Annotated in this window: 22 protein-coding genes and 1 tRNA gene; 17 read left to right on the forward strand and 6 right to left on the reverse strand. The window is 71.6% G+C overall.

The genetic code is table 11. From position 1 onward, the window contains the following. Positions 1-93 precede the first annotated feature (93 nt). On the forward strand, positions 94-861 hold the full coding sequence (locus NFX31_RS05165; RefSeq protein WP_262956930.1) for a biotin--[acetyl-CoA-carboxylase] ligase: 768 nt from the start codon (positions 94-96) through the stop codon (positions 859-861). Between the two features lie 60 nt (positions 862-921). Here the strand turns inward: NFX31_RS05165 and NFX31_RS05170 are convergent, their stop codons facing one another. Then, on the reverse strand, positions 922-2,286 hold the full coding sequence (locus tag NFX31_RS05170; RefSeq protein WP_045251359.1) for a hypothetical protein: 1,365 nt from the start codon (positions 2,284-2,286) through the stop codon (positions 922-924). 107 nt (positions 2,287-2,393) lie between these two features. Between NFX31_RS05170 and NFX31_RS05175 the strand changes: the two genes are divergently transcribed. Beyond that, positions 2,394-4,214, forward strand: coding sequence for an ABC-F family ATP-binding cassette domain-containing protein (locus tag NFX31_RS05175; RefSeq protein WP_262956931.1), 1,821 nt, complete (start codon positions 2,394-2,396; stop codon positions 4,212-4,214). On the opposite strand, the gene NFX31_RS05180 is transcribed toward NFX31_RS05175, so the two are convergent. Further along, positions 4,195-5,160, reverse strand: coding sequence for an NAD(P)/FAD-dependent oxidoreductase (locus NFX31_RS05180; RefSeq protein ID WP_262956932.1), 966 nt, complete (start codon positions 5,158-5,160; stop codon positions 4,195-4,197). The genes NFX31_RS05175 and NFX31_RS05180 overlap by 20 nt on opposite strands. Positions 5,161-5,228: 68 nt before the next feature. Here NFX31_RS05180 and NFX31_RS05185 point away from each other — a divergent pair, with 68 nt between their 5' ends. The 7 genes from NFX31_RS05185 (at position 5,229) to NFX31_RS05215 (ending at position 12,071) form a co-directional block, all read left to right on the forward strand. Continuing rightward, positions 5,229-5,789, forward strand: coding sequence for a helix-turn-helix domain-containing protein (locus NFX31_RS05185; protein ID WP_045251362.1), 561 nt, complete (start codon positions 5,229-5,231; stop codon positions 5,787-5,789). Between the two features lie 39 nt (positions 5,790-5,828). Continuing rightward, on the forward strand, positions 5,829-6,458 hold the full coding sequence (locus NFX31_RS05190) for a TetR/AcrR family transcriptional regulator (RefSeq protein WP_262956933.1): 630 nt from the start codon (positions 5,829-5,831) through the stop codon (positions 6,456-6,458). Between the two features lie 216 nt (positions 6,459-6,674). Next, positions 6,675-8,486 carry a Na+/H+ antiporter gene (locus tag NFX31_RS05195; RefSeq protein WP_262956935.1) on the forward strand — a complete coding sequence of 604 codons (1,812 nt, stop codon included), beginning with the start codon at positions 6,675-6,677 and terminating at the stop codon, positions 8,484-8,486. Positions 8,487-8,593: 107 nt separating this feature from the next. Next, a complete protein-coding gene (locus NFX31_RS05200; RefSeq protein WP_262956936.1) occupies positions 8,594-9,280 on the forward strand; it encodes a DedA family protein in 687 nt (228 codons plus the stop codon). Positions 9,281-9,350: 70 nt separating this feature from the next. Beyond that, positions 9,351-10,262: a MetQ/NlpA family ABC transporter substrate-binding protein gene (locus tag NFX31_RS05205; protein ID WP_045251366.1), complete on the forward strand. Its 912-nt coding sequence runs from the start codon at positions 9,351-9,353 to the stop codon at positions 10,260-10,262. A gap of 76 nt (positions 10,263-10,338) precedes the next feature. After that, a complete protein-coding gene (locus NFX31_RS05210) occupies positions 10,339-11,412 on the forward strand; it encodes a methionine ABC transporter ATP-binding protein (protein ID WP_262956937.1) in 1,074 nt (357 codons plus the stop codon). Beyond that, positions 11,412-12,071 (forward strand): methionine ABC transporter permease, encoded by a 660-nt coding sequence (locus NFX31_RS05215; protein WP_045251368.1) that lies wholly within the window; start codon positions 11,412-11,414, stop codon positions 12,069-12,071. The genes NFX31_RS05210 and NFX31_RS05215 overlap by 1 nt, the downstream gene beginning before the upstream one ends. Positions 12,072-12,245: 174 nt before the next feature. Here NFX31_RS05215 and NFX31_RS05220 read toward each other — a convergent pair whose 3' ends face one another. Beyond that, positions 12,246-13,190 (reverse strand): pseudouridine synthase, encoded by a 945-nt coding sequence (locus NFX31_RS05220; protein WP_262957252.1) that lies wholly within the window; start codon positions 13,188-13,190, stop codon positions 12,246-12,248. A gap of 143 nt (positions 13,191-13,333) precedes the next feature. On the opposite strand from NFX31_RS05220, the gene NFX31_RS05225 reads away from it, so the two are divergent. Together NFX31_RS05225 and NFX31_RS05230 are read left to right on the forward strand one after the other, a co-directional pair. After that, a complete protein-coding gene (locus NFX31_RS05225) occupies positions 13,334-14,287 on the forward strand; it encodes an aldo/keto reductase (RefSeq protein ID WP_045251370.1) in 954 nt (317 codons plus the stop codon). Between the two features lie 11 nt (positions 14,288-14,298). Next, positions 14,299-15,246 (forward strand): NADP-dependent oxidoreductase, encoded by a 948-nt coding sequence (locus NFX31_RS05230; RefSeq protein ID WP_262956939.1) that lies wholly within the window; start codon positions 14,299-14,301, stop codon positions 15,244-15,246. 18 nt (positions 15,247-15,264) lie between these two features. On the opposite strand, the gene NFX31_RS05235 is transcribed toward NFX31_RS05230, so the two are convergent. Both NFX31_RS05235 and NFX31_RS05240 read right to left on the reverse strand, forming a co-directional pair. Next, entirely contained in the window at positions 15,265-15,774 is a 510-nt protein-coding gene (locus NFX31_RS05235) for a MarR family winged helix-turn-helix transcriptional regulator (protein ID WP_091740482.1), read from the reverse strand. A 7-nt stretch (positions 15,775-15,781) separates the two neighbouring features. Then, positions 15,782-16,318 (reverse strand): GNAT family N-acetyltransferase, encoded by a 537-nt coding sequence (locus tag NFX31_RS05240; protein WP_045251373.1) that lies wholly within the window; start codon positions 16,316-16,318, stop codon positions 15,782-15,784. A gap of 114 nt (positions 16,319-16,432) precedes the next feature. On the opposite strand from NFX31_RS05240, the gene NFX31_RS05245 reads away from it, so the two are divergent. From NFX31_RS05245 to NFX31_RS05270, 6 genes are all read left to right on the forward strand, one after another. After that, positions 16,433-16,504: transfer RNA gene (locus NFX31_RS05245), tRNA-Gln, on the forward strand. Position 16,505: 1 nt separating this feature from the next. Continuing rightward, a complete protein-coding gene (gene glmU / locus NFX31_RS05250) occupies positions 16,506-17,933 on the forward strand; it encodes a bifunctional UDP-N-acetylglucosamine diphosphorylase/glucosamine-1-phosphate N-acetyltransferase GlmU (protein WP_262956940.1) in 1,428 nt (475 codons plus the stop codon). A 9-nt stretch (positions 17,934-17,942) separates the two neighbouring features. Then, entirely contained in the window at positions 17,943-18,980 is a 1,038-nt protein-coding gene (locus NFX31_RS05255) for a ribose-phosphate diphosphokinase (RefSeq protein WP_045251375.1), read from the forward strand. Positions 18,981-19,102: 122 nt separating this feature from the next. Continuing rightward, complete coding sequence (locus tag NFX31_RS05260) at positions 19,103-19,591, forward strand: FMN-binding protein (RefSeq protein ID WP_045251376.1); 489 nt, start codon at positions 19,103-19,105, stop codon at positions 19,589-19,591. 7 nt (positions 19,592-19,598) lie between these two features. After that, positions 19,599-20,462, forward strand: a complete 864-nt coding sequence (locus NFX31_RS05265; protein ID WP_045251377.1) for an FAD:protein FMN transferase — start codon at positions 19,599-19,601, stop codon at positions 20,460-20,462. Continuing rightward, positions 20,459-21,985 carry an FAD-dependent oxidoreductase gene (locus NFX31_RS05270; protein WP_338101494.1) on the forward strand — a complete coding sequence of 509 codons (1,527 nt, stop codon included), beginning with the start codon at positions 20,459-20,461 and terminating at the stop codon, positions 21,983-21,985. Before NFX31_RS05265 ends, NFX31_RS05270 begins: the two co-directional genes overlap by 4 nt. A 29-nt stretch (positions 21,986-22,014) precedes the next feature. On the opposite strand, the gene NFX31_RS05275 is transcribed toward NFX31_RS05270, so the two are convergent. Further along, entirely contained in the window at positions 22,015-23,622 is a 1,608-nt protein-coding gene (locus NFX31_RS05275; RefSeq protein WP_082072392.1) for a sensor histidine kinase, read from the reverse strand. Positions 23,623-23,642 lie beyond the last annotated feature (20 nt).

The following is a 23,642-nucleotide window of genomic DNA, read 5'->3' on the forward strand; positions in this document are numbered from 1 at the left end:
GAGAGGCACAACTCCGGGGCCGGATCCTCTGTGCGGACCCTCCGAGCCGCCTGGGCGTCTCGAGGCCTCAGGCGGCGCGGATAGGGTGACCGCATGAGCTTCCCGCACAGCACGGCCGCCGCGGCGCGGCTCGAGGTCGTCGCGTCCACCGGGTCCACGAACGCCGACCTGCGCGCGCACGCCGACGACGACCGGGGGTGGCCGCACTTGTCGGCGATCCTCACCGAGGATCAGGTCGCCGGTCGCGGGCGCCTCGACCGCGTCTGGACCGCGCCGGCCGGCGCGGCGATCGCGCTGTCGGTGCTGCTCCGCGTTGCCGATGTGCCCATCCCTCAGCGCGGCTGGATCCCGCTCGCCGCGGGGCTCGCGATGGCCGACGCGATCGCTGCGCAGCTGCCGGAGCGGAGCGTCGGCGTGAAGTGGCCGAACGACGTGCTGGTGGGGGAGCGGAAGATCTGCGGGATCCTGGCCGAGGCGTCGGGATCCGATGTCGTGATCGTCGGATCCGGCGTCAACACGCGGATGACGGCCGAGCAGCTGCCCGTGCAGACCGCGACGTCGTTCGCCGTCGTGGGCGTCGAGGCCGACGTCGACCTGCTGGTGGCGGGCTATCTCGCACGCCTGGACGGGTGGATCGCACGGCTCGCCGAGAGCGGCTCGGCCGTCGCGAGCGGTCTGCACGACGCGGTCGCGGCGCGGTGCGTCACGCTCGGTCGCACCGTGCGCGTGATGCTGCCCGGCGGCGACGACCTGGTGGGCGAGGCGACGGGCCTCGGCGGCGACGGCTGCCTCCTGGTCTCGGCCGGCGGGTCGGTGCACCGCATCGCGGCCGGCGACGTCGTGCACGTGCGCCCGGCCTGAGCCGGCGCGTCCCATGGCGCGGGAGGGCCTACGGCGTCGCGCCGGGCGGCGCCTCCGGGATCATCGGCGCAGGGAGAGCAGCTCCGTGCAGGTGAGCGTGAGAGAGCGCCAGGGGGCGACGGGCAAGGTCACGGTGTCGGGCGGCCTGGCCGATCCGCATTGATCCATCGCGGCGATGACGGCGCTCGGCCATTCGGCGACGGTCGCGCGCAGGGAGTAGGGGTGAAGATCGCCGCGCCCCATGATGCCCACCACCGCGATGCAGGCGATCACGGAGATCGCCGTGGTGATCGCGACCCGTCGCCCCGGAGACGCTGCGGCGTCCGCGCGGCGAGCGCGGGAGACGAGGATCGCGGTCGCGAGCGGGATCACGGCGCTGAGAAGCATCCCGGACGGTACCCCGTAGCGGATGTTGACGATGAGCGTATCAATGTGATCGAGACCGAACTCGGCGTACCGGAACCCGTCCTGGCTGTTCGCCCACGCGCTGCCCGTGTAGGTCGCGGCCGAGCCGAGGATCAGCGCGATCGTGAGCAGGCGCTGTGTCGAGGTGCCTTTCCACAGGGCGATCACCGTCGCTGCGGCGATGGGGATGAGGATGATCCACGCGACGAGCAGCCCGGAGGAATGAATGAGATTCCGGACGGCGACCGGGTCGGCCTGAACCAGCGGAATGACGGTGTTGACCATCCAGCCGAGGAAGGTGGATCCGACGCTCAGCGGGCCTTCGCTGGTCGCCCGCGGGACCAGGAGCGCGGTGACGATCTGCCAGGCCGCACCGACCAGGAACGCCGCGAAGATCGGGAACGCGCGCGCGTGTGCGCGTCGCGCGCGGAACGGGATCAGCCAGAAGAAGAAGACGCACTGGATCTCCGTCATCACGAGTGCGAACGCGAGGAGCGCCCAGGCGATGCCGGTGGACCACCGTCGGGGTCGATAGAGCAGCAGCCACGGCATGATCCACATGGCGTAGACGTGCAGGTCTGCGAGGTTGCCGATCGTCTCCTGTGTGGCCAGGGGGAGCAGCATCGTGATCGCCGCCAGGGTGAGGCGGGCCGGGATCCAGGGCACGAGGTCACGCGACAGCCAGTACACGGCCGCCGCAGCCAGGCCCACGAGCACCGAGCAGATCGCGAAGATCAGCATCGGGTAGCGCACCACGTCGAAGAAGGGATAGATCACCGCGACGACCAAGCGCGGGATCAGGTGCTGGTACCCCGCATAGCCGTGCACGATGACGTTCCACGCCCCATCGCGCACGGCCTCGTCGAGAAAGATGTTGGCGTCCTCGGCCCACGGGCGTCGGCGGTGGTCGGCGGGGACCCGCACCCACGTCACCCAGGCGCCCGCGATCACGATCGTCATGACGGTCGCCCACTCGAGCAGACGGCGCGTCCGGGTCGGCGGGCGGTGCGATACGGTCATCCCGCCCCCTCGATCGTGTGAACACCGGTCCTGACGACGTTATCGCAGGGCGTCCGGAAGGCGCGTGCAGGAACACGACGGCTCCGTTCCGTACGCTGGGATCCGACATGGCACATCTTCTCGGGGCCGAAGGGCTCCATCTCGAGTTCCCCACCCGCGTCGTCTTCGACTCGGTCACCCTCGGCATCGAGGAGGGCGATCGGATCGGCATCGTCGGCCGCAACGGCGACGGCAAGTCCAGCCTGCTCGCGATGCTCGCCGGTCGTCTGGAGCCGGACGCGGGCCGGGTGACGGTGCGCGGGGGCACGACGATCGGCGTGCTCGACCAGGCGGACGTGCTCGACGACGCGCTCACCGTGGGACGCGCGATCGTCGGCGACACCCCCGAGCACGAATGGGCGGGCGACGCCACGGTGCGCGACGTGATCGACGGGCTCGTGAGCGACCTGGACTGGGATGCCTCGGTCGCCGATCTCTCGGGCGGGCAGCGCCGGCGGGTCGCCCTGGCGAAGCTGCTCGCCGGGGACTGGGACATCGTGGCTCTCGACGAGCCCACCAACCACCTGGACGTCGAGGCCATCGGATGGCTCGCGGAGCACCTGAAGCGGCGCTGGCCGGCGAGCCAGGGCGCGCTCATGGTCGTCACGCACGACCGCTGGTTCCTGGACGAGGTGTGCACCGAGACGTGGGAGGTGCACGACCGGATCGTCGAGCCGTTCGAGGGCGGGTACGCGGCGTACATCCTGCAGCGTGTCGAACGCGACCGGATGGCGGCGGCGACCGAGGCCAAGCGGCAGAACCTCGCCCGCAAAGAGCTCGCCTGGCTGCGCCGCGGCGCTCCGGCGCGCACCTCGAAGCCGAAGTTCCGCATCGACGCGGCGAACGCGCTCATCGCCGACGTGCCGGAGATCCGCGACCGGATCGGGCTGCAGTCGCTCGCGGTCTCGCGCCTCGGCAAAGATGTCGTCGACCTCATCGACGCGGGCGTCACCTTCCCGGCGACCGCCACCGCGCCGGAACGCACGGTGCTGCGCGACGTGGAATGGCGGATCGCGCCGGGGGAGCGCACCGGCATCCTCGGGGTGAACGGCGCGGGCAAGTCGACGCTGCTGAGCCTCGTCGCCGGCACTCTGGCCCCCACGAGCGGACGCGTCACGCACGGCAAGACCGTGCAGGTGCGCACGCTCACGCAGCGGATGGACGAGCTGCAGGACGTGTGGGACGAACCCGTCCGGGTCGTGATCGGACGCCTGCGGACGACGTACACGTTCGGCACCGGATCCAAAGCCGCCGAGCTCACCCCCGGTCAGCTGCTGGAGCGGCTGGGCTTCTCGTCGGCGCAGCTGTCCACGCCGGTCAAGGACCTCTCCGGAGGGCAGCAGCGCCGGCTGCAGCTGCTGCTCGTGCTGCTGGATCAGCCCAACGTGATGATCCTCGACGAGCCCACGAACGACATGGACACCGACATGCTCGCCGCGATCGAGGATCTCCTGGACTCGTGGCCGGGCACGCTCCTCGTCGTCAGTCACGACCGGTACTTCCTGGAACGGGTGACGGATCAGCAGTACGCCATCCTCGGCGGGCACCTGCGGCATCTGCCCGGAGGCGTGGACGAGTATCTGCGTCTGCGCGCGCTCGAGCAGGCTGCGCCGAAGGACACCGTGACGGCTCCCGGATCCACGCCGACGGCGGCCGGATCCGCCCTCGCGGGCGCCGACCGCCGTGCGGCGGAGAAGGAGGTGTCGGCGCTCGAACGGCGCATGCAGAAGCTCGCCGAGCAGATCGACCGCGCCAAGCACGCCCTCGCCGACCATGATCAGTCCGACTACGCGGGTCTCGGCGAGAAGATGAAGGCCATCCAGGAGCAGCAGGACGAGGTCGACGAACTCGAGCTGCGCTGGTTCGAGCTCACCGAGCAGCTGGGCTGAGCGCGGCCTCGCCGGCCAGCCGGAAGTCGTCCTCGACGAGCGCCCCGTTGACGGCGGCACCCGCCATGGCGCCCGCACCGACCGCCATCGGCACGGTCGCCATCGGGTTCACGACGTTGCCCGCAGCCCAGATCCGGGGATGAGAGGTCTTGCCGGCGGCGTCCGCCTGCAGGAACGCCCCGAGGCCCGACGGGAGCTCCGCGCGGGCGAGGCGCAGTTCGTCGAGGAAGCCGTCGTGCGGCACCGGCCGGCCGCCGGTGAACACCGCGTCCACGGGGATCTCGGCACCGTCGGCAGTGCGGATCGCGGCGACCGCGGTCCCCTCGCCGATCACCTCGATCGCCGGCGACGCGACGATCTCGACGCCGCGGGCCCGCAGCAGGCGCTCGTCCTCGGGGTCGAGGGCGCCGAGCCCCGCCGAGAAGAGCACCACGTCTCCGCTCCACTGCCGCACCATCTTCGCCTGGTGCAGGGACGCCGGTGAGCTCGCGAGCACCGCCAGGCGGCGATCGCGCACCTCCCAGCCGTGGCAGTAGGGGCAGTGCAGCACGCTCGTGCCCCAGCGCTCGGCGAGCCCGGGGACCGCGGCGAGCTCGTCGCTGATGCCGCTGGCGACCACGAGCGCGCGGGTGCGCTCCTCGGCGCTCTCCTCGAGGACGACCGTGAGCGCGTCGCCGTCCTCGCGCACCGCGGCCACCGCGCCCGCGCGGAACGCGACGCCGTAGGCGGCGGCCTCGGCCCTCCCGCGCTGCACGAGATCCAGGGGCGGGGTCCCCTCGTTGCCGAGGACGCCGTGCATGTGCGCGGCGAAGCGGTTGCGCGGCAGGCCGGCATCGACGACCAGGGTGCGGCGTCGCGCCCGTCCGAGCAGGAGGGCGGCGGAGAGGCCCGCCGCCCCGCCTCCGATGACGATCGCATCCCACGAGGGGGAGTTCAGGGTTTCCATGGATCCAGTCCACGGGTAGCATCGCGGAATCGCAATCGAGTTTGCGGAATCGGCAAGAGGAGACGATCGTGCAGGACGAGCTCGCCCAGGTGGGACCGCGGCTGCGAGCGGCCCGCAGGGCCCGCGGGTGGACTCTGGACGAGCTGGCGGAGCGGGCCGAGATGTCGGCCAGCACGCTGTCCCGCCTGGAGTCGGGAAAGCGTCAGGCCAGCCTCGAGCTGCTGCTGCCGCTGACCCGGCGCCTGGGCATCCGGCTCGACGACCTCCTGCCCGACGAGGCGCCGGATCCCCGCATCCGCCGCCCGGTGATCCGCCGGGACGGACTCATCATCGTGCCGCTCTCGCCGGAGGGGTCTCCCGTGCACACCTACCGGATCACCTATCCGCCGGTGACCCGGCTGCCGGCGCTGCGCGTGCATGACGGGTACGAGTGGTTCTCCGTCATCTCCGGCCGGCTCCGCCTGCGGCTCGGTGCGCAGGATCTCGTCCTCGGCCGCGGGGAGGCCGCCGAGTTCGACACCCGCACGCCGCATGCCATGTCCGCGGCCGGCGGACGTCCGGCGCAGATCATCAGCATCTTCAACGACGAGGGCGTCCGCATGCACACGCACGTCGCGGATCCTTCCTGACCCCTGGGCGGCGCGCACCTCGCTCGGTATCCTGAGCCCATGACCCCCGGAGCGGCGCCGGACGCGACGCGGGCGAAGCTCCTTGCCGCGGCGGCCGAGGAGATCGTCGCACGTGGCTACACCGCGGCGTCGCTGTCCCGGACGGCGGAGCGGATCGGTCTCACGAAGGGCGCGTTCAGCCGCCACTTCCCGACGAAGGACGACCTCGTCGAGGCGATCATCGCCGAGGCGGCCCGCCGGGGCCCCGGCCTTCTCCGGGCCGCGCAGGACGCGTTCCCCGCGAGCCCCCTCCGCGCCTGCATCTACGCGGTCGGCGAGATCTCCGCGGCCGGGCGCACGGATCCCGTTCTCGCCGCATCGCTCCTCCTCGTGCAGGATCCGGCGATCGACGCCCGCCGTGTCGCTCCGCTGCGCCGTATGGTCGCCGACGTGCTGCGCGTGCCTCTGACAGCGGCGGTGGCGGAGGAGGGCTATGTCCTCACCCTTCCCGTGGAGGACGCCGTGCAGTTCCTCGTGGTGCTGCTGACGGGGATCCTCTCATCCGCGCGGTTCGCGGACGATTTCGGACCCCAGCACGAGGTGCTGTCGGTGCAGGCGGCGCTGGCCGGGCTCGGCATACCGGACGCCGCCGAGGTCGTGGCCGACGTGATCCGGCGTCTCGGAGCCTGAGCGGGCTGCGCCGCTCAGGCCGTTCACTCCGTCGTGCTACGCTCGCTCGCGGGGGAATTGTAGACGATCGTCTACGCGCTGGGGGCTGCAGCCCGTCGCCGTGGATGTGGGGACATCGATGGCGGCGGGCTCCCACCGGGAATACCGTGGACGCATGCAGCGCTGTGCCCTCAGCGGACGGCGCTCGCGGTCCGCCCGGGCGAGAGGAGACGGCGCATGGAAGGCCTCGAGGTCACCGTTCTGCTGGGGCTCACGATCCTCACGGGGGCACTGCTGGCCCCGCGGGTGCGACTGGCGCTGCCGCTCGTGCTCGTCGTGCTCGGCCTCCTCCTCGGATTCGTGCCCGCGCTGCGCGAGATCCAGCTCCCGCCGGAGACGGTGCTGCTCCTGTTCCTCCCCGTGATGCTGTTCTGGGAGAGTCTGACCACCTCGCTGCGCTCGATCCGGCGCGACTTCCGCTACATCCTTCCGATGAGCACGCTGCTCGTGGTCGCCTCGGCCTTCGCCGTCGCCGGCATCGGACTGCTGTTCGGGCTGCCGTGGGAGACGGCGCTGATCCTGGGCGCCGCCGTCGCTCCGCCCGACGCGACCGCCGTCGCCGCCCTCGGGCGGATGCTGCCGCGACGCATGTTCATGAAGCTCAAGGCGGAGAGCCTCACCAACGACGGCACCGCGCTGGTCCTGTACGCGATCGGGCTCTCGCTCGCGGTCGGCGGCCACATCACGCCGCTCAGCATCGGGTGGACCGTGGTGGTCTCGTATCTGGGCGGCATCGCCGCGGGAGTCGCGGTCGCCGCCCTGGGCTACTTCCTGCTGCGCGCGATCTCCTCCACGATCATCATCAACACCACGCTGCTGCTGATCCCGTTCGTCGCGTTCCTGCTCGCCGAGCTCATCGGCGCGTCCGGCGTGCTCGCCGTCGTCGTCGCCGGCGTGATCATCGCCTACGTGTCGCCGACCGTGACCACCGCTCCGTCGCGACGTCAGGCGGAGTCGGCCTGGCCGTTCGGCGTGTTCCTGCTCAACGGCGCTCTGTTCGTGCTGATCGGGCTCGAGGTGCAGTACGTCGTGCACCAGATCTCGGCCGGCGCCATCGGCCGCCTCGTGCTCGTGACGATCGCCGTGTGGGTGGCGCTGCTCGTGGTGCGCTACCTCTTCCAGCTGCTCAGCGTGCCGTTCTACGGACGCTCCGGTCCGAGGCCGCCGCGCGGCGTGCGCGCTCGCTCCCGCGTGCTCAGCACGTTCGCCGGGATGCGCGGCGCCGTCTCCCTCGCGATCGCGCTGTCGGTCCCCGCGGGCGCCGTCGCCGGCGGAGCGGTGGACGGCCGTGACGAGATCGTCTTCGTCACCGCGGGCGTCATCCTGCTGAGCCTGCTCGTGCAGGGCATGCTCCTGCCGGCCATCGTGCGCTGGGCGCGGATCCCCGCCGACCAGGCGGAGGTCGAGGAGTACGAGCTCGCCGAGCGCACCATCTCCGGCGCGGCGCTCGCGGCGCTGGACGACCTCGCCGTGCAGCACCAGGTCAGCGACGAGGTGCGCGACCGGATCCGCTTCGAGGGCTACCAGATGCTCGAGTACACGAACGCGCGCACGCTCGCCCGCGAGCAGGCGCTGGTCGACGCGGAGGTGCGCGCACTCGACGAGATGCTCGGCCAGCCCGACCCCCTCGCCGCAGGCACCGACGCCCGCGAGGACGGGGGCGATCCGCTCGCGGCGGGGACCTCTTCCGACACGGTGGACTCCGCGCCGGACGCGGACGGCTCGGGAGGTTCCCCGCGCCGCACGATCATCGAGGGCGCGACCCTGCAGATGATCGCGACCTCGGAGGACGTCGACCTCCTGCAGCGCTCACCGTTGGTCCGGCACGACGAGCTCACCCGGCTCAAGCTCGCGCTCCTCGACCGCAAGCGCGAGGTGCTGCTGGGGCTGCGTCGCTCCGGCACGGTCGACGATCTCATCGTGCGGCGGATCTCCGCCCGTCTCGACCTCGAGCAGCTGCGGCTGCAGGGGCTCGAGGACTTCGACTGAGCGCGCTGACGGCGCGCCCGCCGGTCGTACTCCGGTAGCAGGCCGGCCGCGGAGGATCATTCCGCAGAGGGACGCGATCGCCGACGGGGCCGACCTACCGTGAGGTCATGGCCGAACTCCTCAGTGCTTTCCTCCTCACGCCGTGGGCGCCGCTGCTGATCCTGCTGTTCTGCTTCCTGGACGGCTTCTTCCCGCCGGTGCCGAGCGAGACGGTGGTCGTGGGAGCCCTGACGATGGCCTTCGCGACCGGGGCGCAGGCCGCGCCGACCGCGATCCTGATCCTGTTCGCGGCCGGGATCGGCGCGGCGGCGGGCGACAGCGCCGCCTACGCGATCGGGCGTCGTGCGGGCACGCGGCGGTGGGGGTGGATGCGACGTCCCCGGGTGCAGTCCGCGCTGGTCTGGGCGGGGGAGCGTCTCGCCGCACGCCCTGCGATCCCGCTGCTCGTCGCCCGGTACATCCCGGTCGGCCGGGTGGCCGTGAACATGACCGCGGGAGCCACGCGGCTGCCGTACCGCCGGTTCCTGCCGCTCTCCCTGGTCGCCGCCGCCGGGTGGGTCGGCCTCAGCGCACTGATCGCATCGGTCGCCTCGGCCTGGCTCGGACATTCGCCGCTGCTCGCGGCCGGCGTCGGCGTGGCGCTCTCGATCGTGCTGGGACTCGCGATCGATCTGGGCGCCCGGCTCGCGCGTCGGCTTCGGCCGCAGAGCGCCCCTGCCGATCGCGACGGCGCACGGCAGGAGGGCGAGCGTGCCCTGGTGGATGCCTCGGCGGAACGCTGTGACGCCGTGTGACGGATCGATTCGAGGGGCTCTCGACGCCCGCATACCGTGGTCGAGTCCCCCAAGATAGGAACTCACAGCCATGTCCCGCAAGCTCACCACCGCACTCGCCGCCGCCACCGCGGCGGCCGCACTCGTCTTCTCCCTCGTCGGCTGCTCGTCGGCCTCGGGCGCCGGATCCGACCCCACCGCGGAGGCCGGCAAGACCGTCAAGGTCGGCGTCGTCGGCAAGAGCGACCCCCAGTGGCCGGCCTTCGTCGAGGCGGCCAAGAAGGAGGGCATCACCGTCGAGCTGGTGGACTTCGGCTCCTACGAGCAGCCGAACCCGGCACTGTCCGAGGGCGAGATCGACCTCAACCAGTTCCAGCACATCGTGTACCTCGCGCAGTACAACGTGAAGTCGGGCAAGGACCTGCAGCCGATCGGCTCGACCGCCATCTACCCGCTCGGGCTCTACTCCAAGAAGTACAAGAGCGTGAAGGAGATCCCCGCGGGCGAGACCGTCGCCGTGCCGGACGACGCATCCAACCAGGCGCGCGGCCTGCTCGTGCTGCAGTCCGCCGGCCTCATCACGCTGAAGAGCGGCGGGTCGATCTTCTCCGACCTCGCCGACGTGGACACGGCGAAGTCCAAGGTCAAGGTGACGGCGCTCGAGGCGGCTCTGATCCCGACCTCGCTGCCCGACGTGGCCGCGGCGATCATCAACAACGACTTCGTCAAGGACGCCGGTCTGACGTTCAAGGACGCCATCGCGCAGGACGACCCGAAGGATCCGAACGCGCTGCCCTACGTGAACATCTTCGCGGCGCCGGCCAAGGAGAAGGACAACGCGACCTACAAGAAGCTGGTCGAGATCTTCCAGACCGACGCCGATGTGCAGAAGGGCCTCGCCAAGGCCTCCGGCGACACCGGGGTGCCGCTGAAGGTCGACGCGGCCGAGCTGCAGAAGACCCTCACCACGGTCGAGGGCGACGTCAAGAACCACAAGGGCTGACCGAGACCTGCGAGAGAATCGGGCGGTGCGTTCTGCGCCGCCCGATTCCCGTGCCACCGCTACCTCCGGAGTGACCATGCCGATCGTGAGCCTGCAGGGCGTCACCAAGTCCTATCCGCCCACGTCCCGCGACGGCGCTCCCGTCGTCGCCGTCGATGACGTCTCCCTCGACATCGCGCAGGGCGATGTCTTCGGGATCATCGGATACTCCGGCGCGGGAAAGTCCACGCTCGTGCGGCTGATCAACGCGCTCGAGCCGGCGACGAGCGGCCGCCTGGTGGTCGACAGCGTCGACATCACGACGCTCTCCGAGCGGGAGCTGCGTCGCGTGCGCGGCGGCATCGGGATGATCTTCCAGCAGTTCAACCTGTTCTCCGCGAAGACGGTCAGGGCGAACATCGCCTATCCGCTCAAGCTGGCCGGCTGGGCGAAGGCGGACATCGACGCGCGGGTCGCCGAGCTGCTCGCGTTCGTCGGCCTCTCGGACAAGGCGAAGGCGTTCCCGGAGCAGCTGTCGGGCGGTCAGAAGCAGCGCGTCGGCATCGCGCGCGCCCTCGCCACCCGTCCGGCGATCCTGCTCGCGGATGAGGCGACGAGCGCGCTCGACCCGCAGACCACCCACGAGGTCCTGGAGCTGCTGGCGCGGGTGAACCGCGAGCAGGGCGTCACGATCGTCGTCATCACGCACGAGATGGACGTGATCCAGACCCTGGCGACCAGGGTGGCCGTCATGGAGAACGGCCGGGTCGTGGAGCAGGGGGACGTCTTCGAGGTGTTCTCGAACCCGCAGAACCCCGCGTCGCAGCGGTTCGTCGGCACGGTGATCAAGGGCGTGCCGAGTCCCGCCGAGCAGGCGTCGCTTCAGGCCCGTCACGACGGACGGCTCGTGACCTTCTCGTTCCGCGACGGAGACTCGTCCCAGGCGCAGGTGTTCCTCGACCTCGCCGAGGCGGCACTCGAGTTCGAGCTCGTGTACGGCGGGATCAACGACATCCGAGGCCGCGCCTTCGGGCACCTCACGCTCGCGATCCGCGGATCGGATGCGGCGGTCGACGCCGCTCTCACGAAGATCCGCAGCCACGCGTCCGTCACGGAGGTGCCGCGTGCGGCTTCCGCGGGCACAGCGCGGACCGAAGGGGAGGTGCGCTGATGGACCGCCTCATCGAACTGCTGCCGGACTTCTGGCAGGCCGCCGTCGAGACCCTGTACATGACGACGATCGCGCTCGTCATGTCCGGAGTGATCGGCACGATCATCGGGATCGGTCTGTACGTCACCCGTCCGGGCGGACTGCTGCCGAATCGTCCGGTGAGCATCCTCATCTCGTTCCTGGTGAACTTCATCCGCCCGATCCCGTTCGTGATCTTCATCGCGGTGCTGCAGCCGTTCACGCGGATCGTGATCGGCACCGGCATCGGCATCAACGCGGGTGCGTTCGCGATCGGGGTCGCGGCCTCGTTCGCGATCGGGCGCATCGTCGAGCAGCACCTCGTCTCGGTGTCGCCGGGGGTGATCGAGGCGGCGCGGTCGATGGGCGCGGGTCCGTGGCGGATCCTGCTCACGGTCGTGATGCCCGAGGCCCTCGGGCCGCTGATCCTCGGCTACACGTTCATCGTCGTGGCGCTCATCGACATGACCGCGATGGCCGGGCTCGTCGGCGGCGGCGGCCTCGGCGCGTTCGCCCAGGTCTACGGCTTCCGGCAGTTCGAGCCCGTCGTGATGTGGGCGGCGATCATCCTCATCGTCGTGTTCGTCCACCTCGTGCAGACGCTCGGCACGTGGCTCGCCCGCAGGATCATGCGCCGCTGAGGCGCGTGGCGCGCCGTTCCGCAGGGAGGGTGCGCCGTTCTGCAGGGAGGGTGCGCTGTTCCGCAGGAACCTCTGCGTCGTGGTGCGCCGATCCACCCGGGATCCGCGGACGGCCGCCTTCGACGGTCCTGCAGAACGGCGAGGGCTCCCTGCAGAACGGCAGCCGGGCGCGGGTCACTGTCGCGCGGGCGGCGCCTCCTGCAGGGTGCGCCGGGTGACGAACTCGCGCGGCGCGCCCGTGAGCGGATCCGTGAAGCGCAGCTCGCGGGCCAGCAGCTGCAGGGGACGGGTGAAGTCGTCGGGCGTCTCGGGGAGCAGCTCCGGGTAGAAGCCGTCGTTCAGGATCCCGGCGCCCAGCTCGGCGAGATGCACGCGCAGCTGGTGCATCCGTCCCGAGTGCGGGCGCAGCAGGGTGTGCAGCACGCGGTCGTCGAAGGCGCGCAGCTCGATGAGCGTCTCGGCGTTCGGCTCGCGGGCGGGGTCCGTCTGCACGCAGACCTGACCGCGGAGCTTGACGATGTGATTGCGGTGGACGAGGGGGAACGCGGCGCCGCCAAGAGCCGGAGCCGCGGGATCCCAGTCCGCGGGCAGCGGGGAGACGGCCTCGTAGACCTTCTCCACCTCGCGACGCTCGAAGAGCAGCTGGTACGCCCCGCGGGTCGCGGGCCGGGTCGAGAACATCAGCAGGCCCGCCGTCGCGCGGTCCAGGCGGTGGATCGGGGTGAGCTCCGGGATGCCGAGGGCGTTGCGCAAGCGCACCAGGGCGGAGTTCTGCAGGTACTTGCCGCCCGGCGTCGTGGGCAGGAAGTGGGGCTTGTCGACCACGACGAGATCCGCGTCCTGGTGGAGGATCTCCACGTCGAACGGGATCTGCTTCTCCACCGGCGGCTCGCGGTAGTACCAGACGAAGTCGTGCACGCCGAGCGGGGTCTCGCGGCTCAGCGCGGAGCCGTCGATCGCGACGATCTCGCCGCGGTCGAAGCGGCTGAGAAGCCGCTCCGGGTCGAGGTGGAAGAAGCGCTCGGCCATGTACGCGCCGACCGTGGGCCACGGCCCCTCGTCGGGCACGCGCAGCCGCGTCGCGCCGACGCCGTCGCGCACGGGCAGGGGGGAGCGCATCGCCATTCGGCCCAGCCTAGTTCGCGCTGCGGCGCGTCTCGAACTCCGCATCCGCCGCGTCCCGGGGCGGGCGTCATGCGGCGTCACGGGGAAATAGGGCGTCACGGGGAAATAGTCCGTGCGGATGCGCGGTTGCCCCGGATATGACTCGCATCGGATCCAGTGACCTGTCCGTCTTCCCGCTCTCGCTCGGCGGCAACGTGTTCGGCTGGACCGCCGATCGCGACACGTCGTTCGCCGTGCTCGACGCGTTCGTCGCGGGGGGCGGGGACTTCATCGACACGGCGGACGCGTACAGCGCCTGGGTCGAGGGCAACAGCGGCGGCGAGAGCGAGACGATCATCGGCGAGTGGCTCGCCTCGCGCCGGCCCGAGGGGCTCGTCGTCGCCACCAAGGTCAGCCAGCACCCGCAGTTCCGCGGGCTGTCGGCGGCGAACGTCCGGCGTGCGGCCGAGGCGTCGCTGAGCCGGCTCGGCGTGGATGCCATCGACCTCTACTACGCGCACTTCGACGACGAGACCGTGCCCCTCGAGGAGACGGTCGCCGCGTTCGGACAGCTCGTCGAGGACGGTCTCGTGCGTAACGTCGCCGTGTCGAACTACTCGGCCGACCGCATCCGGGAGTGGATCGAGATCGCCCGGTCGACGGGTGTCGCCCTGCCGGTCGCGGTGCAGCCGCACTACAACCTCGTGCACCGCAACGAGGTCGAGGAGACGATCGTCCCGCTCGCGACCGAGTTCGGGCTCGGCCTCATCCCGTACTACGCCCTCGCCAGCGGCTTCCTCACCGGGAAGTACCGGTCCGCCGACGCGACAGGACAGGCCTCACCGCGCGCGGCCGGTGCCGCGAAGTACGCCACGGAACACGGCCTGCGCATCATCGACGCGCTCGAGGAGATCGGGGAGGCGCACGGCGCCTCGATCACGGCGACCGCGCTCGCCTGGCTGCGCGCGCAGCCGGCCGTGGTGGCCCCGATCGCCAGCGCGCGCACGGTCGACCAGGTGCCCGACCTGCTCGCAGGAGGCCGGCTCGAGCTCTCCGCCGACGAGGTCGCGCGACTCAGCAGCGTGTCCGAGTGGACTCCGGCCCAGGTCTGAGGGGAGTCGTCGTGCGCGCAGCCGTCTACTCGTCCGCGGGGCCTGCCGCGGAGGTCATCGCCGTGCAGGAGGTCGACGCGCCGGTCGCCGGCGCCGGAGAGGTCCTCGTCCGTGTCGCGGCGGTCGGACTCAACCCCGTCGACGTCAAGATCCGCGCGGCGGGGCACGACTTCGGTGCGATCCGTTACACCGAGCGCCCGGGCTGGGACGTCGCGGGAACCGTGGTCGCCGTGGGACCCGGCGTGGCGGGGTGGAGCGAGGGGGATGCGGTGTTCGCGCTCGCGCGCTTCCCCGAGGCGGGGCACACCCTCGCCGAGCTCGTGGCCCTCCCTGTCTCCGACATCGCGGCGGCGCCGCGCGCGTGGAGCGCTGCCCAGGCGGGCGCCGCCCCGCTCGCCGCGCTGACCGCGTGGCAGGCCCTGGACGCCGCCGGCGTCGGCGCGGACGACGGCGCACGCGTGCTCGTGCTCGGCGGCGCCGGCGGAGTGGGACACCTCGTGGTGCAGCTCGCGAAGGTGCGCGGAGCGCACGTCATCGCGACCGCCCGTCCGGCGAAGCAGGAACTCGTCACCGCGTGGGGCGCGGACGAGATGGTCGACCATCACGATGACGACGCGCTCGCCGCGATCGAACCGGTGGACGCGGTCATCGTCACGGTCTCGGACACGCTCCCGCCGCGCGGCGCGATCCGCGAGGGGACCGCGGTCGTCACGATCACCGGGTACTCCGCAGCGCAGGAGGCGGAGCTCCGCGCCGGGGGAGCGGATCCGGTCCGGCGGATCCTGGTCGCCGCGAACGGGCCTCAGCTGGCGGAGATCTCCGCGCTCGCCGATGCGGGCCGTCTCACCGTGCACCTGGATTCGGAGTTCCGCCTGAGCGATCTCGCCGCCGCGCAGGAGCGGGTCGAGACCGGGCACGTCACCGGCAAGGTCGTGGTGCTCGTCGATCCTCGCGACTGATCGGGCGACCGTCGCGCGTCAGGCGTCGAAGCTCAGGCTGAGCTTGCGCAGCAGGGCGGCGATGCGCTCGCGATCGCCGCGGCCCAGGGCGGACAGCAGGGTCGCCTCGGCGTCGACGAGGCGGGTGATCGCCGCATCCACGCGCAGCCTGCCGTCGTCGGTGAGCGTCACCAGGACGCTGCGACCGTCGTCCGGATCCGCCTCGCGGCGCACCAGCCTCCGGCCGACCAGCCGGTCGATGCGGTTGGTCATCGTGCCGCTGGAGACGAGGGTCTGCTGCAGCAGCTGCTTCGGGCTGAGCTGGAACGGGGAGCCCGCCCGGCGCAGCGCCGACAGCACATCCCACTCCCAGGTCTCCAGGTCGCTGCGGCGGAACACGTCGCGGCGGGCGCGGTCCAGCAGCCGCGAGAGGCGGTCGACGCGGGAGAGCACCTCGAGCGGGGAGAAGTCCAGATCCGGACGCTGCGTGTTCCACGCCGCGACGATCCGGTCGACCTCGTCGCCGGTCCGTTCCGCATCGATGCTCATCCGTCCATTATCGCGGGACGGGGGCGAGGGCTCCCGGCACCGGCTGCGGGCCGGTGGCGATGCTGACCGGCAGCGTCCGCGGTGCCACGCGGATCGTCATGAAGAGGCTGTGCGGATCGTCGGTGTAGCGCCCGAACGGCTCGCACTCGTCGAACCCCGCCTGGGTGTAGAGGCGATGCGCGGCCCAGAAGAAGTCGTCGGCGCCGGTCTCCAGGGACACCCGGCCGATGCCGCGGTCGCGTGCGTCGTCGAGGAGCGCGGCGAGCATGACCGACGCCACCCCTCTGCCGCGCATGGCCGGAGCGGTGCGCATCGATTTGAGCTCCTCGTGACCCGGCTCGAGCGCGGCCAGGGCGCCGGTGCCGGCGAGGACGCCGTCGACCGTCGCGGTGAACAGCCGCACGGTCGGCGCGAGCAGGCGGGCGATGTCGAGCGCGTGCCGGCTCTCCGGCGGCGCGGTGGCCTCCATGTCCCGCAGATGGTCGGTCAGGAAGCGCTCCAGCTCCGGCGTCGGGGTGTGCACCCGGGTGATGCGGATGTTCATCGGACAAGCGTGACGCAGGGACGTTACAGGGGTGTTGCCGCCGGGTTCCGTGCCGGTCACGTACGGCGGGGTCTGGCAGACTTGAGGGGCGGCCGTCGCACCCGGCGTCCGCGGTCCGCCGTGGTGTAATGGCAGCACGACAGCCTTTGGAGCTGTGAGGTCCGGGTTCGAATCCTGGCGGCGGAGCATGACGCAGAACGCACTCGCCATCATCGTGCTCGCCGCCGGTCAGGGCACGCGCATGAAGTCCCGTCTTCCCAAGGTGCTGCACCCGATCGGCGGGCGCACGCTCGTCGGGCACGTGCTCGCGACGGCGTCGCGGCTCGGCGCGGAGACCGTCGAGGTCGTGGTGCGCCACGAGCGCGACCAGGTGGTGGCGGCTCTCGCGAGCGAGCACCCGGACGCGGTCATCGTGGACCAGGACGAGATCCCCGGCACCGGCCGCGCCGTGCAGGTCGCGCTCGACGCGCTGCCCTCCGGCTTCGACGGCGACGTCCTCGTGCTCTCCGGCGACGTGCCGCTGCTGGAGGAGGAGACGCTGCAGGGCCTCGTGGACGCGCACCGCGCGGCGTCCGCCGCGGCGACCGTGCTGAGCGCGATCGTCGACGACCCCACCGGATACGGGCGGATCATCCGCGACGAGGCCGGAGACGTCGCCCGCATCGTCGAGCAGAAGGACGCGGACGACGCCGAGAAGGCCACGCGTGAGATCAACGCCGGCGTGTACGTGTTCCGCGCCGGACTGCTGCGCGCGGAGCTCGCGCAGGTGACCACCGACAACGCCCAGGGCGAGATGTACCTGACCACGGTGATCGGGTTGCTGCGGGAGCACGACCAGAAGGTGGCGGTCGAGATCGCCGCCGACACCGCCGCCACGTTCGGCATCAACGACCGGATCCAGCTCGCCGAGGCGGCGCGCACCCTGAACGACCGCATCGTGCGCCGCTGGCAGCGCGAGGGGGTGTCGATCCAGGATCCGGCGACGACCTGGATCGACGACGACGTGACGCTCGCCCCCGACGTGACGATCCTGCCGAACACGCACATCCTGCGCGCCAGCACGGTCGCGACCGGTGCGGTGATCGGCCCCGACACGACCCTTGTCAGCACGGAGGTGGGGGAGGACGCCGAGGTGCGCCGCTCCGAGGCGACGCTCGCCGTGATCGGTGCGCGCGCCACCGTCGGCCCGTTCTCCTACCTGCGCGCCGGCACGACCCTCGGCGAGGGCGGCAAGATCGGCGCCTACGTCGAGACGAAGAACGCCCAGATCGGCGACGACTCCAAGGTGCCGCACCTTTCCTACGTCGGCGATGCGACGGTCGGTCGTGGCGTCAACCTCGGCGCGTCCACCATCACGGCGAACTACGACGACGTCAACAAGCACCGCACCGAGATCGGGGACGAGGTGCACACCGGCTCGCACACGGTGCTCGTCGCGCCCGTTAGGCTGGGAGCCGGCGCGAAGACCGGCGCCGGAGCCGTCGTCCGCAAGGACGTCCCCGCCGGTGCTCTCGCGATGAGCGTCGCACCCCAGCGCAACATCGAGGGGTGGGTCCAGAAGAACAGAGCAGGCACGGCCGCAGCAGATGCGGCGCGTGCCGATTCGGCGGAATAGGCGGGTCCGATGGGGCGCAAGAAGAACACGACGGTCGAGCTGGATCGCGAGAACGACATCGCGCCAGGACTGGTCGCCAAGACCAAGAAGAGGCTCGTCGTCGCCGGCGGACGCTCGCATCCGGAGCTGACCGCCGCGGTCGCCGCGGCGCTCGGCACCGAGATCGCTCCGGTCGAGCACCGCACCTTCGCCTCGGGCGAGCTGTACGCCCGCTTCGAGGTGTCGATCCGCGGCTGCGACCTGTTCATCGTGCAGTCGTTCGGCGATCCGATCAACGAGTGGCTCATGGAGACGCTCATCATGCTCGACGCCGCCAAGCGCGCGTCGGCGAAGCGCATCACCGTCGTCGCGCCGTACTATCCGTACGCCCGGCAGGACAAGAAGGGCCGCGGCCGCGAGCCGATCTCGGCCCGTCTGGTCGCCGACATGCTCAAGGTGGCCGGCGCCGATCGCGTGATGAGCGTCGACCTGCACGCCGCGCAGATCCAGGGCTTCTTCGACGGTCCCGTCGACCACCTCTTCGCCAAGCCCGTGCTGCTCAAGCACTTCGAGGACACCCTGACCGCCGAGGACCGGGCGACGCTCACCATCGTCTCGCCCGACATGGGCCGGGTGCGGGTCGCCGACACCTGGTCGGACAGCCTCGACGCGCCGCTCGCGATCATCCACAAGCGCCGCGACCCGAAGGTCGCGAACCAGGTCTCGGTGCACGAGATCGTGGGCACCGTGGACGGGCGCACCTGTCTCCTCGTCGACGACATGATCGACACCGGCGGCACCATCGTCAAGGCCGCTCAGGCGCTCAAGGCCAACGGCGCCCGCAAGGTGATCGTCGCCGCCACCCACGCGATCTTCTCCGACCCCGCCAGCGAGCGCCTGCAGGACTCGTCGATCGACGAGGTGGTCGTCACCGACACGATCCCGCTGTCCGAGAAGCGCCGCTTCCCTGGACTCCGGATCCTCCCGATCGCGCCGCTGCTGGCCACCGCCATCCGCCAGGTGTTCGAGGACGGATCCGTCACGAGCATGTTCGACGGCGCCGCCTGATTACGACGGATCTCGAAGGGCCCGACCGGCGCACGCGGGTCGGGCCCTTCGCCGTTTCGCCGCTCACGTCGGAGACGGACTTCTCAAAGGGAACGCACAGGCGCGTTGCGGAAGCTGGATCCATGAAGCTCTCGACCCCGGTACGTCACGGATCCGCCCTCGTCGGCATCGCCGGAACGCTGCTCCTGGCCGGGTGCGCGGCCGAGGCCTCCTCGGCCGAGACGACGAAGGACACGACCCCGCCGCAGAACACGGCGACGGCGACCCCGTCTGCGACCTCGGGCTCCTCGTCGTCGACGGGCGGAGCCGGAACGATCTACAAGGACGGCACCTACACCGCGGACGGGTCGTACCAGACGCCCGAGACGGTCGAGAAGATCTCGGTGTCGATCACGGTGCACGACGACGCGGTGACTGCGGTCGAGGTCACCGGGGATCCGCAGGCCGCGGAGACCAAGCACTACCAGGCGCAGTTCATCGGCGGGATCTCCGCGCAGGTGGTGGGCAAGAAGCTCGACGACATCTCCGTCAGCCGGGTGTCGGGATCCTCGTTGACCAGCAAGGGGTTCACGCAGGCGCTCGACGAGATCCGCACCGAAGCCAAGCGCTGAGCGACGCGTGGACGTCTGGCGGTTCGAGGCGATCGGCACCGTCTGGGAGATCGAGACGGCCCGGCCGCTGACGGCCCGGGAGCGCGAGGCGATCGGGGACGCGATCGAGGACTTCGACCACACCTGGTCCCGCTTCCGCGACGACTCCCTCGTGACGGCGCTCGCCGCCGAGCCTCAGGAGGTCCCCGCGCCGCCGGACGCCGTCGCCATGCTCGACCTCTACCGCGCCCTGTCGGATGCCACGGGCGGTGCCGTGCAGCCCCTCGTGGGCGACAGCCTGGTGGCGCGGGGGTACGACGCGGGGTACTCGCTGCAGGACCACGGGGCCCGGCCGGCGCCCCGCGACTGGACCGAGCAGCTCGCCTGGGACGACGGGGCCCTGGAGCTGCACGCGCCGGCGCTCATCGATGTCGGGGCGATCGGCAAGGGACGGCTCGTCGATGTCGTGCACGACCTTCTCGGCGCTCTCGGCCACGTCGAGCATCTCGTCGATGCCGGAGGCGACCTCCGCCGACGCGGAGGACCCCTCCGCGTCGGGCTGGAGCATCCGTTCGATGCGACGCGGGCGATCGGCGTCGCCGTCGTCACGGATGCGGCGCTGTGCGGATCCGCCGTGAACCGGCGCGCGTGGCCGGGGCTGCACGGCGGGCTGCACCATGTGCTGGACGCCCGCACGGGTGAGCCGGTGCGCACGATCGCCGCGACCTGGGCGATCGCAGGGGAGGCGATGCTGGCCGACGCGGCCGCCACGGCGCTCTTCTTCGACGGGGGTGCGGAGTTCGCCGCGCAGTTCGGTGTGGAATGGGTGCGGATGACCACCGCGGGCGTGGTCGAATGGTCGGCCGGGAGTCGGATGGAGGTGTTCGCGTGATCGCGACGCTCGTCGAGGTGCGCCAGAGGGTGCTCGGTCAGCTGGGACGGCTGTCGATGTACCGGCTGACGCTGTACGCGCTGATCGCCCTGACCGCGATCGCGGTGGCCGAGTCGGCGGCGGGATGGATCGGCGTCACGCCGCTCGACCTCGTCGCGAGCCTTGGCGTGCTGCTGCTCGCCACGTTCTGCACGGACGCGGTCGCGCAGGCGCTGCTGCGTGTGCCCCGGCGGATCGAGTCCTCGCTGATCACGGCGCTGATCCTCCTCTTCGTCGTGCAGCCGGGGGCGAACCCCGACCAGGTCGGCGGCATCGCCCTGGCGGGCGTCGCGGCGAGCGCCTCGAAATACGTGCTGGTGTGGCGCGGACGCCACCTGCTCAATCCGGCGGCGGTCGGCGCGACGGTGCTGACGCTCACCGGGCTGGGCTTCTCCGCCTGGTGGATCGGCACCCCGACGATGGCGGTGCCCGTGATCGTGCTCGGGCTGCTCGTGCTGTGGCTCACCGAGCGGCTCACCATGGTGCTGCTGTTCGTCGTCGTGTACGCGGGGGTGTCGGTGGCGCGGCTCTCCGCGCAGTCGGCCGCCGCGGGCCTCGCGGTCGACACCGGTTCGCTGCTCACGTCGGCGCTGCTGCAGTCGCCGGTGCTGTTCCTCGGCGCGTTCATGCTGAGCGAGCCGCTCACGCTGCCCGCCCGCCGCGGGCAGCGGCTGCTCGTCGCGGCCGCGGTGGCGGTCCTCGCGGGCTGGCCGCTGAACCTCGGGATCATCACCCTCGGACAGGAGCGCGCGCTGCTGGTCGGCAACCTGCTCGCGGCCGTGCTCGTCGGACGCGCCGGGATCCGCCTGTCCCTCGTGCGCCGCCGGGCTCTCACGCCCACCGTGGACGAGCTCACCTTCCGCACGCGGCGCCGGCTGCGCTTCGTCCCCGGCCAGTACCTGGAGCTGCAGGTGCCGCATCGCCGCCCCGACGCCCGCGGCACGCGTCGCGAGTTCAGCATCGCGTCCGCGCCGGATGAGCTGCCCTTCGTGCGCATCGCCTACCGCGAGGCCGAGCCCGGCTCGTCGTACAAGCGCGCGCTCGGCGTCGTGCAGATCGACGACGTGCTCACCGCGACCGGCGTCTGGGGCGACTTCGTGCTGCCCGGCCCCGACGTGCCGGTCCTTCTCGTGGCGGCGGGGATCGGCGTCACGCCGTTCGTGTCGCAGCTCGGCGCCGGCGACCGCGCCGACGCGGTGCTCGTGCTCGTCGCGTCCTCGGCGCAGGAGTGCGCGTACCTCGATGAGGTGGCGGCATCGGGCGCCCGGTTCGTCGTGGTGACGCCCGACCGTCCTGCGGAGCTGCCCGCCGGAGTCGAGTGGGCCGGCGGAGGACGCCTCGACGCGGCTGCGCTGCGCGCGCTGGTGCCGGACCTGGATCGCCGTCACGCGTTCGTGTCGGGACCGCCGCGCCTGATCGCGGACCTCGCACCCGCGCTGCGCGGCGCGCGCCGGCTCACCACCGACGCGTTCGCCGGATACTGACCCGCCGGGCGGAAGGGCGAGCGGCGCTCTCAGTGACCGCCGACCGTGCGGGTCATCTCGTGGCCGCCCTCCGCGGGACGTTCACGGTCGGCCTGCGGCGCAGGCAGGGGCGGGTTCGGGGCGCCGGTCGGCTGCGCGCGCGGAACGCGCGGCAGGCGCACGGTGAACGCTGTGTCGCCCGGTGCGCTCTGCACCGAGATCGTGCCGCCGTGCCCGTCGACGATCGCCTTGGTGATCGACAGGCCGAGACCGGATCCGCCCGTCGCGCGGTTGCGGGAGCGGTCGCCGCGCGCGAAGCGGCTGAACAGCTCGTCCCGCACCGCGGGGTCGATGCCGGGGCCGTCGTCGTGCACTCGCAGCACCGCGTCGTCCCCGTCCGTCGCGACGGCGATCGTGATGCGCGTGCCGGCGGGCGTGTGCGTGCGGGCGTTGGCGAGGAGGTTGGCGACGACCTGCTGCAGGCGTCCGATGTCACCGATGAGCTCGACCGGCTCCTCCGGCACGTCGATCGCCCATTCGTGCTCCGGCGCGGTGGGTCGGGCGTCCTCGACGCCCTCGATCGCCAGCCGGGACAGATCCACGGTGGACAGCGACAGCTCCCTTCCCTCCTCGAGCCGGGCGAGGAGCAGAAGGTCCTCGACCAGGCTGGTCATCCGCAGCGACTGCGCCTGGATGCGCTCCAGCGCGGTGTGAGCCGAGGCCGTGGCCGGATCCTCCGGGGCGGACGAGGTGGACAGCGCCCGCAGCGACAGCTCCGAATACCCGCGGATGGACGACAGAGGGGTGCGCAGTTCGTGGCTCGCGTCCGCGACGAACTGCCGCATCCGCTCCTCATTGCGCTGGCGAACGGCGAGGGAGGCGTCGACGTGGTCGAGCAGCGTGTTCAGCGCGGCGCCGACGAGCCCCGTCTCGGTGCGCGGATCGGCCTCCGCCGCGGGCACGCGCTCGGTGATCGACACGTCACCCCGGTCGAGCGGCTGATTCGCCACGCGGTTCGCCGTGGCGGCGACCTCGCGGAGCGGTCGCAGGGCGACGCGGATCGTGATCGCGGTGGAGAGCGCGAGCAGGATGAGTCCGCCGATCGTCGTGAGCGCGATCATCGAGAACAGCGTCGTGATCTGCGCCTCGACCGAGGCGCGGGGGAGGCCGGTGACGACCTCGAAGGATCGCGGTGTGCCGGGGATGACGACCGACTGGTGGGCGAGCTGGTAGGAGCCGAGGCCGCCGACCTCCTCCTGGTACCGCTGCTCGTTGAGCGCGGTGATGACCTGGCGCAGCTGCGTCTCGCCGAGGTCCTGCGCCACGCGATCCGGGTTCACGTAGGAGCCGGTGACCGCCCCGGTGTCGGAGACCACCATGACCAGCGTGCCGGTCGGCACACCGGTCTGTCCCGCCCAGAGGGACTCGGCGTCGGGCACGGTCTTGCCGACGAGCGCGTTCCCGGCCGCGGCGCGGGCGAGGCTCTTGCTGGCCGCGGACAGCTCGTCCTGCAGCCGCCCGTTGAGCACGTTGCCGAGCACCACGCTGGTCGCGATCGCGATCACCACGAGGATCAGCGACACGAAGCCGGTCACGGCGGCCATGAGCCGGGTCTGCAGCGACAGCGGGCCGTGCGTGCGAGGGCGGAACGGGTTCATCGGCGCGAGGACTCCATCGA

The sequence above is a fragment of the Microbacterium azadirachtae genome (assembly GCF_025583665.1).
GTDB lineage: Bacteria > Actinomycetota > Actinomycetes > Actinomycetales > Microbacteriaceae > Microbacterium > Microbacterium azadirachtae.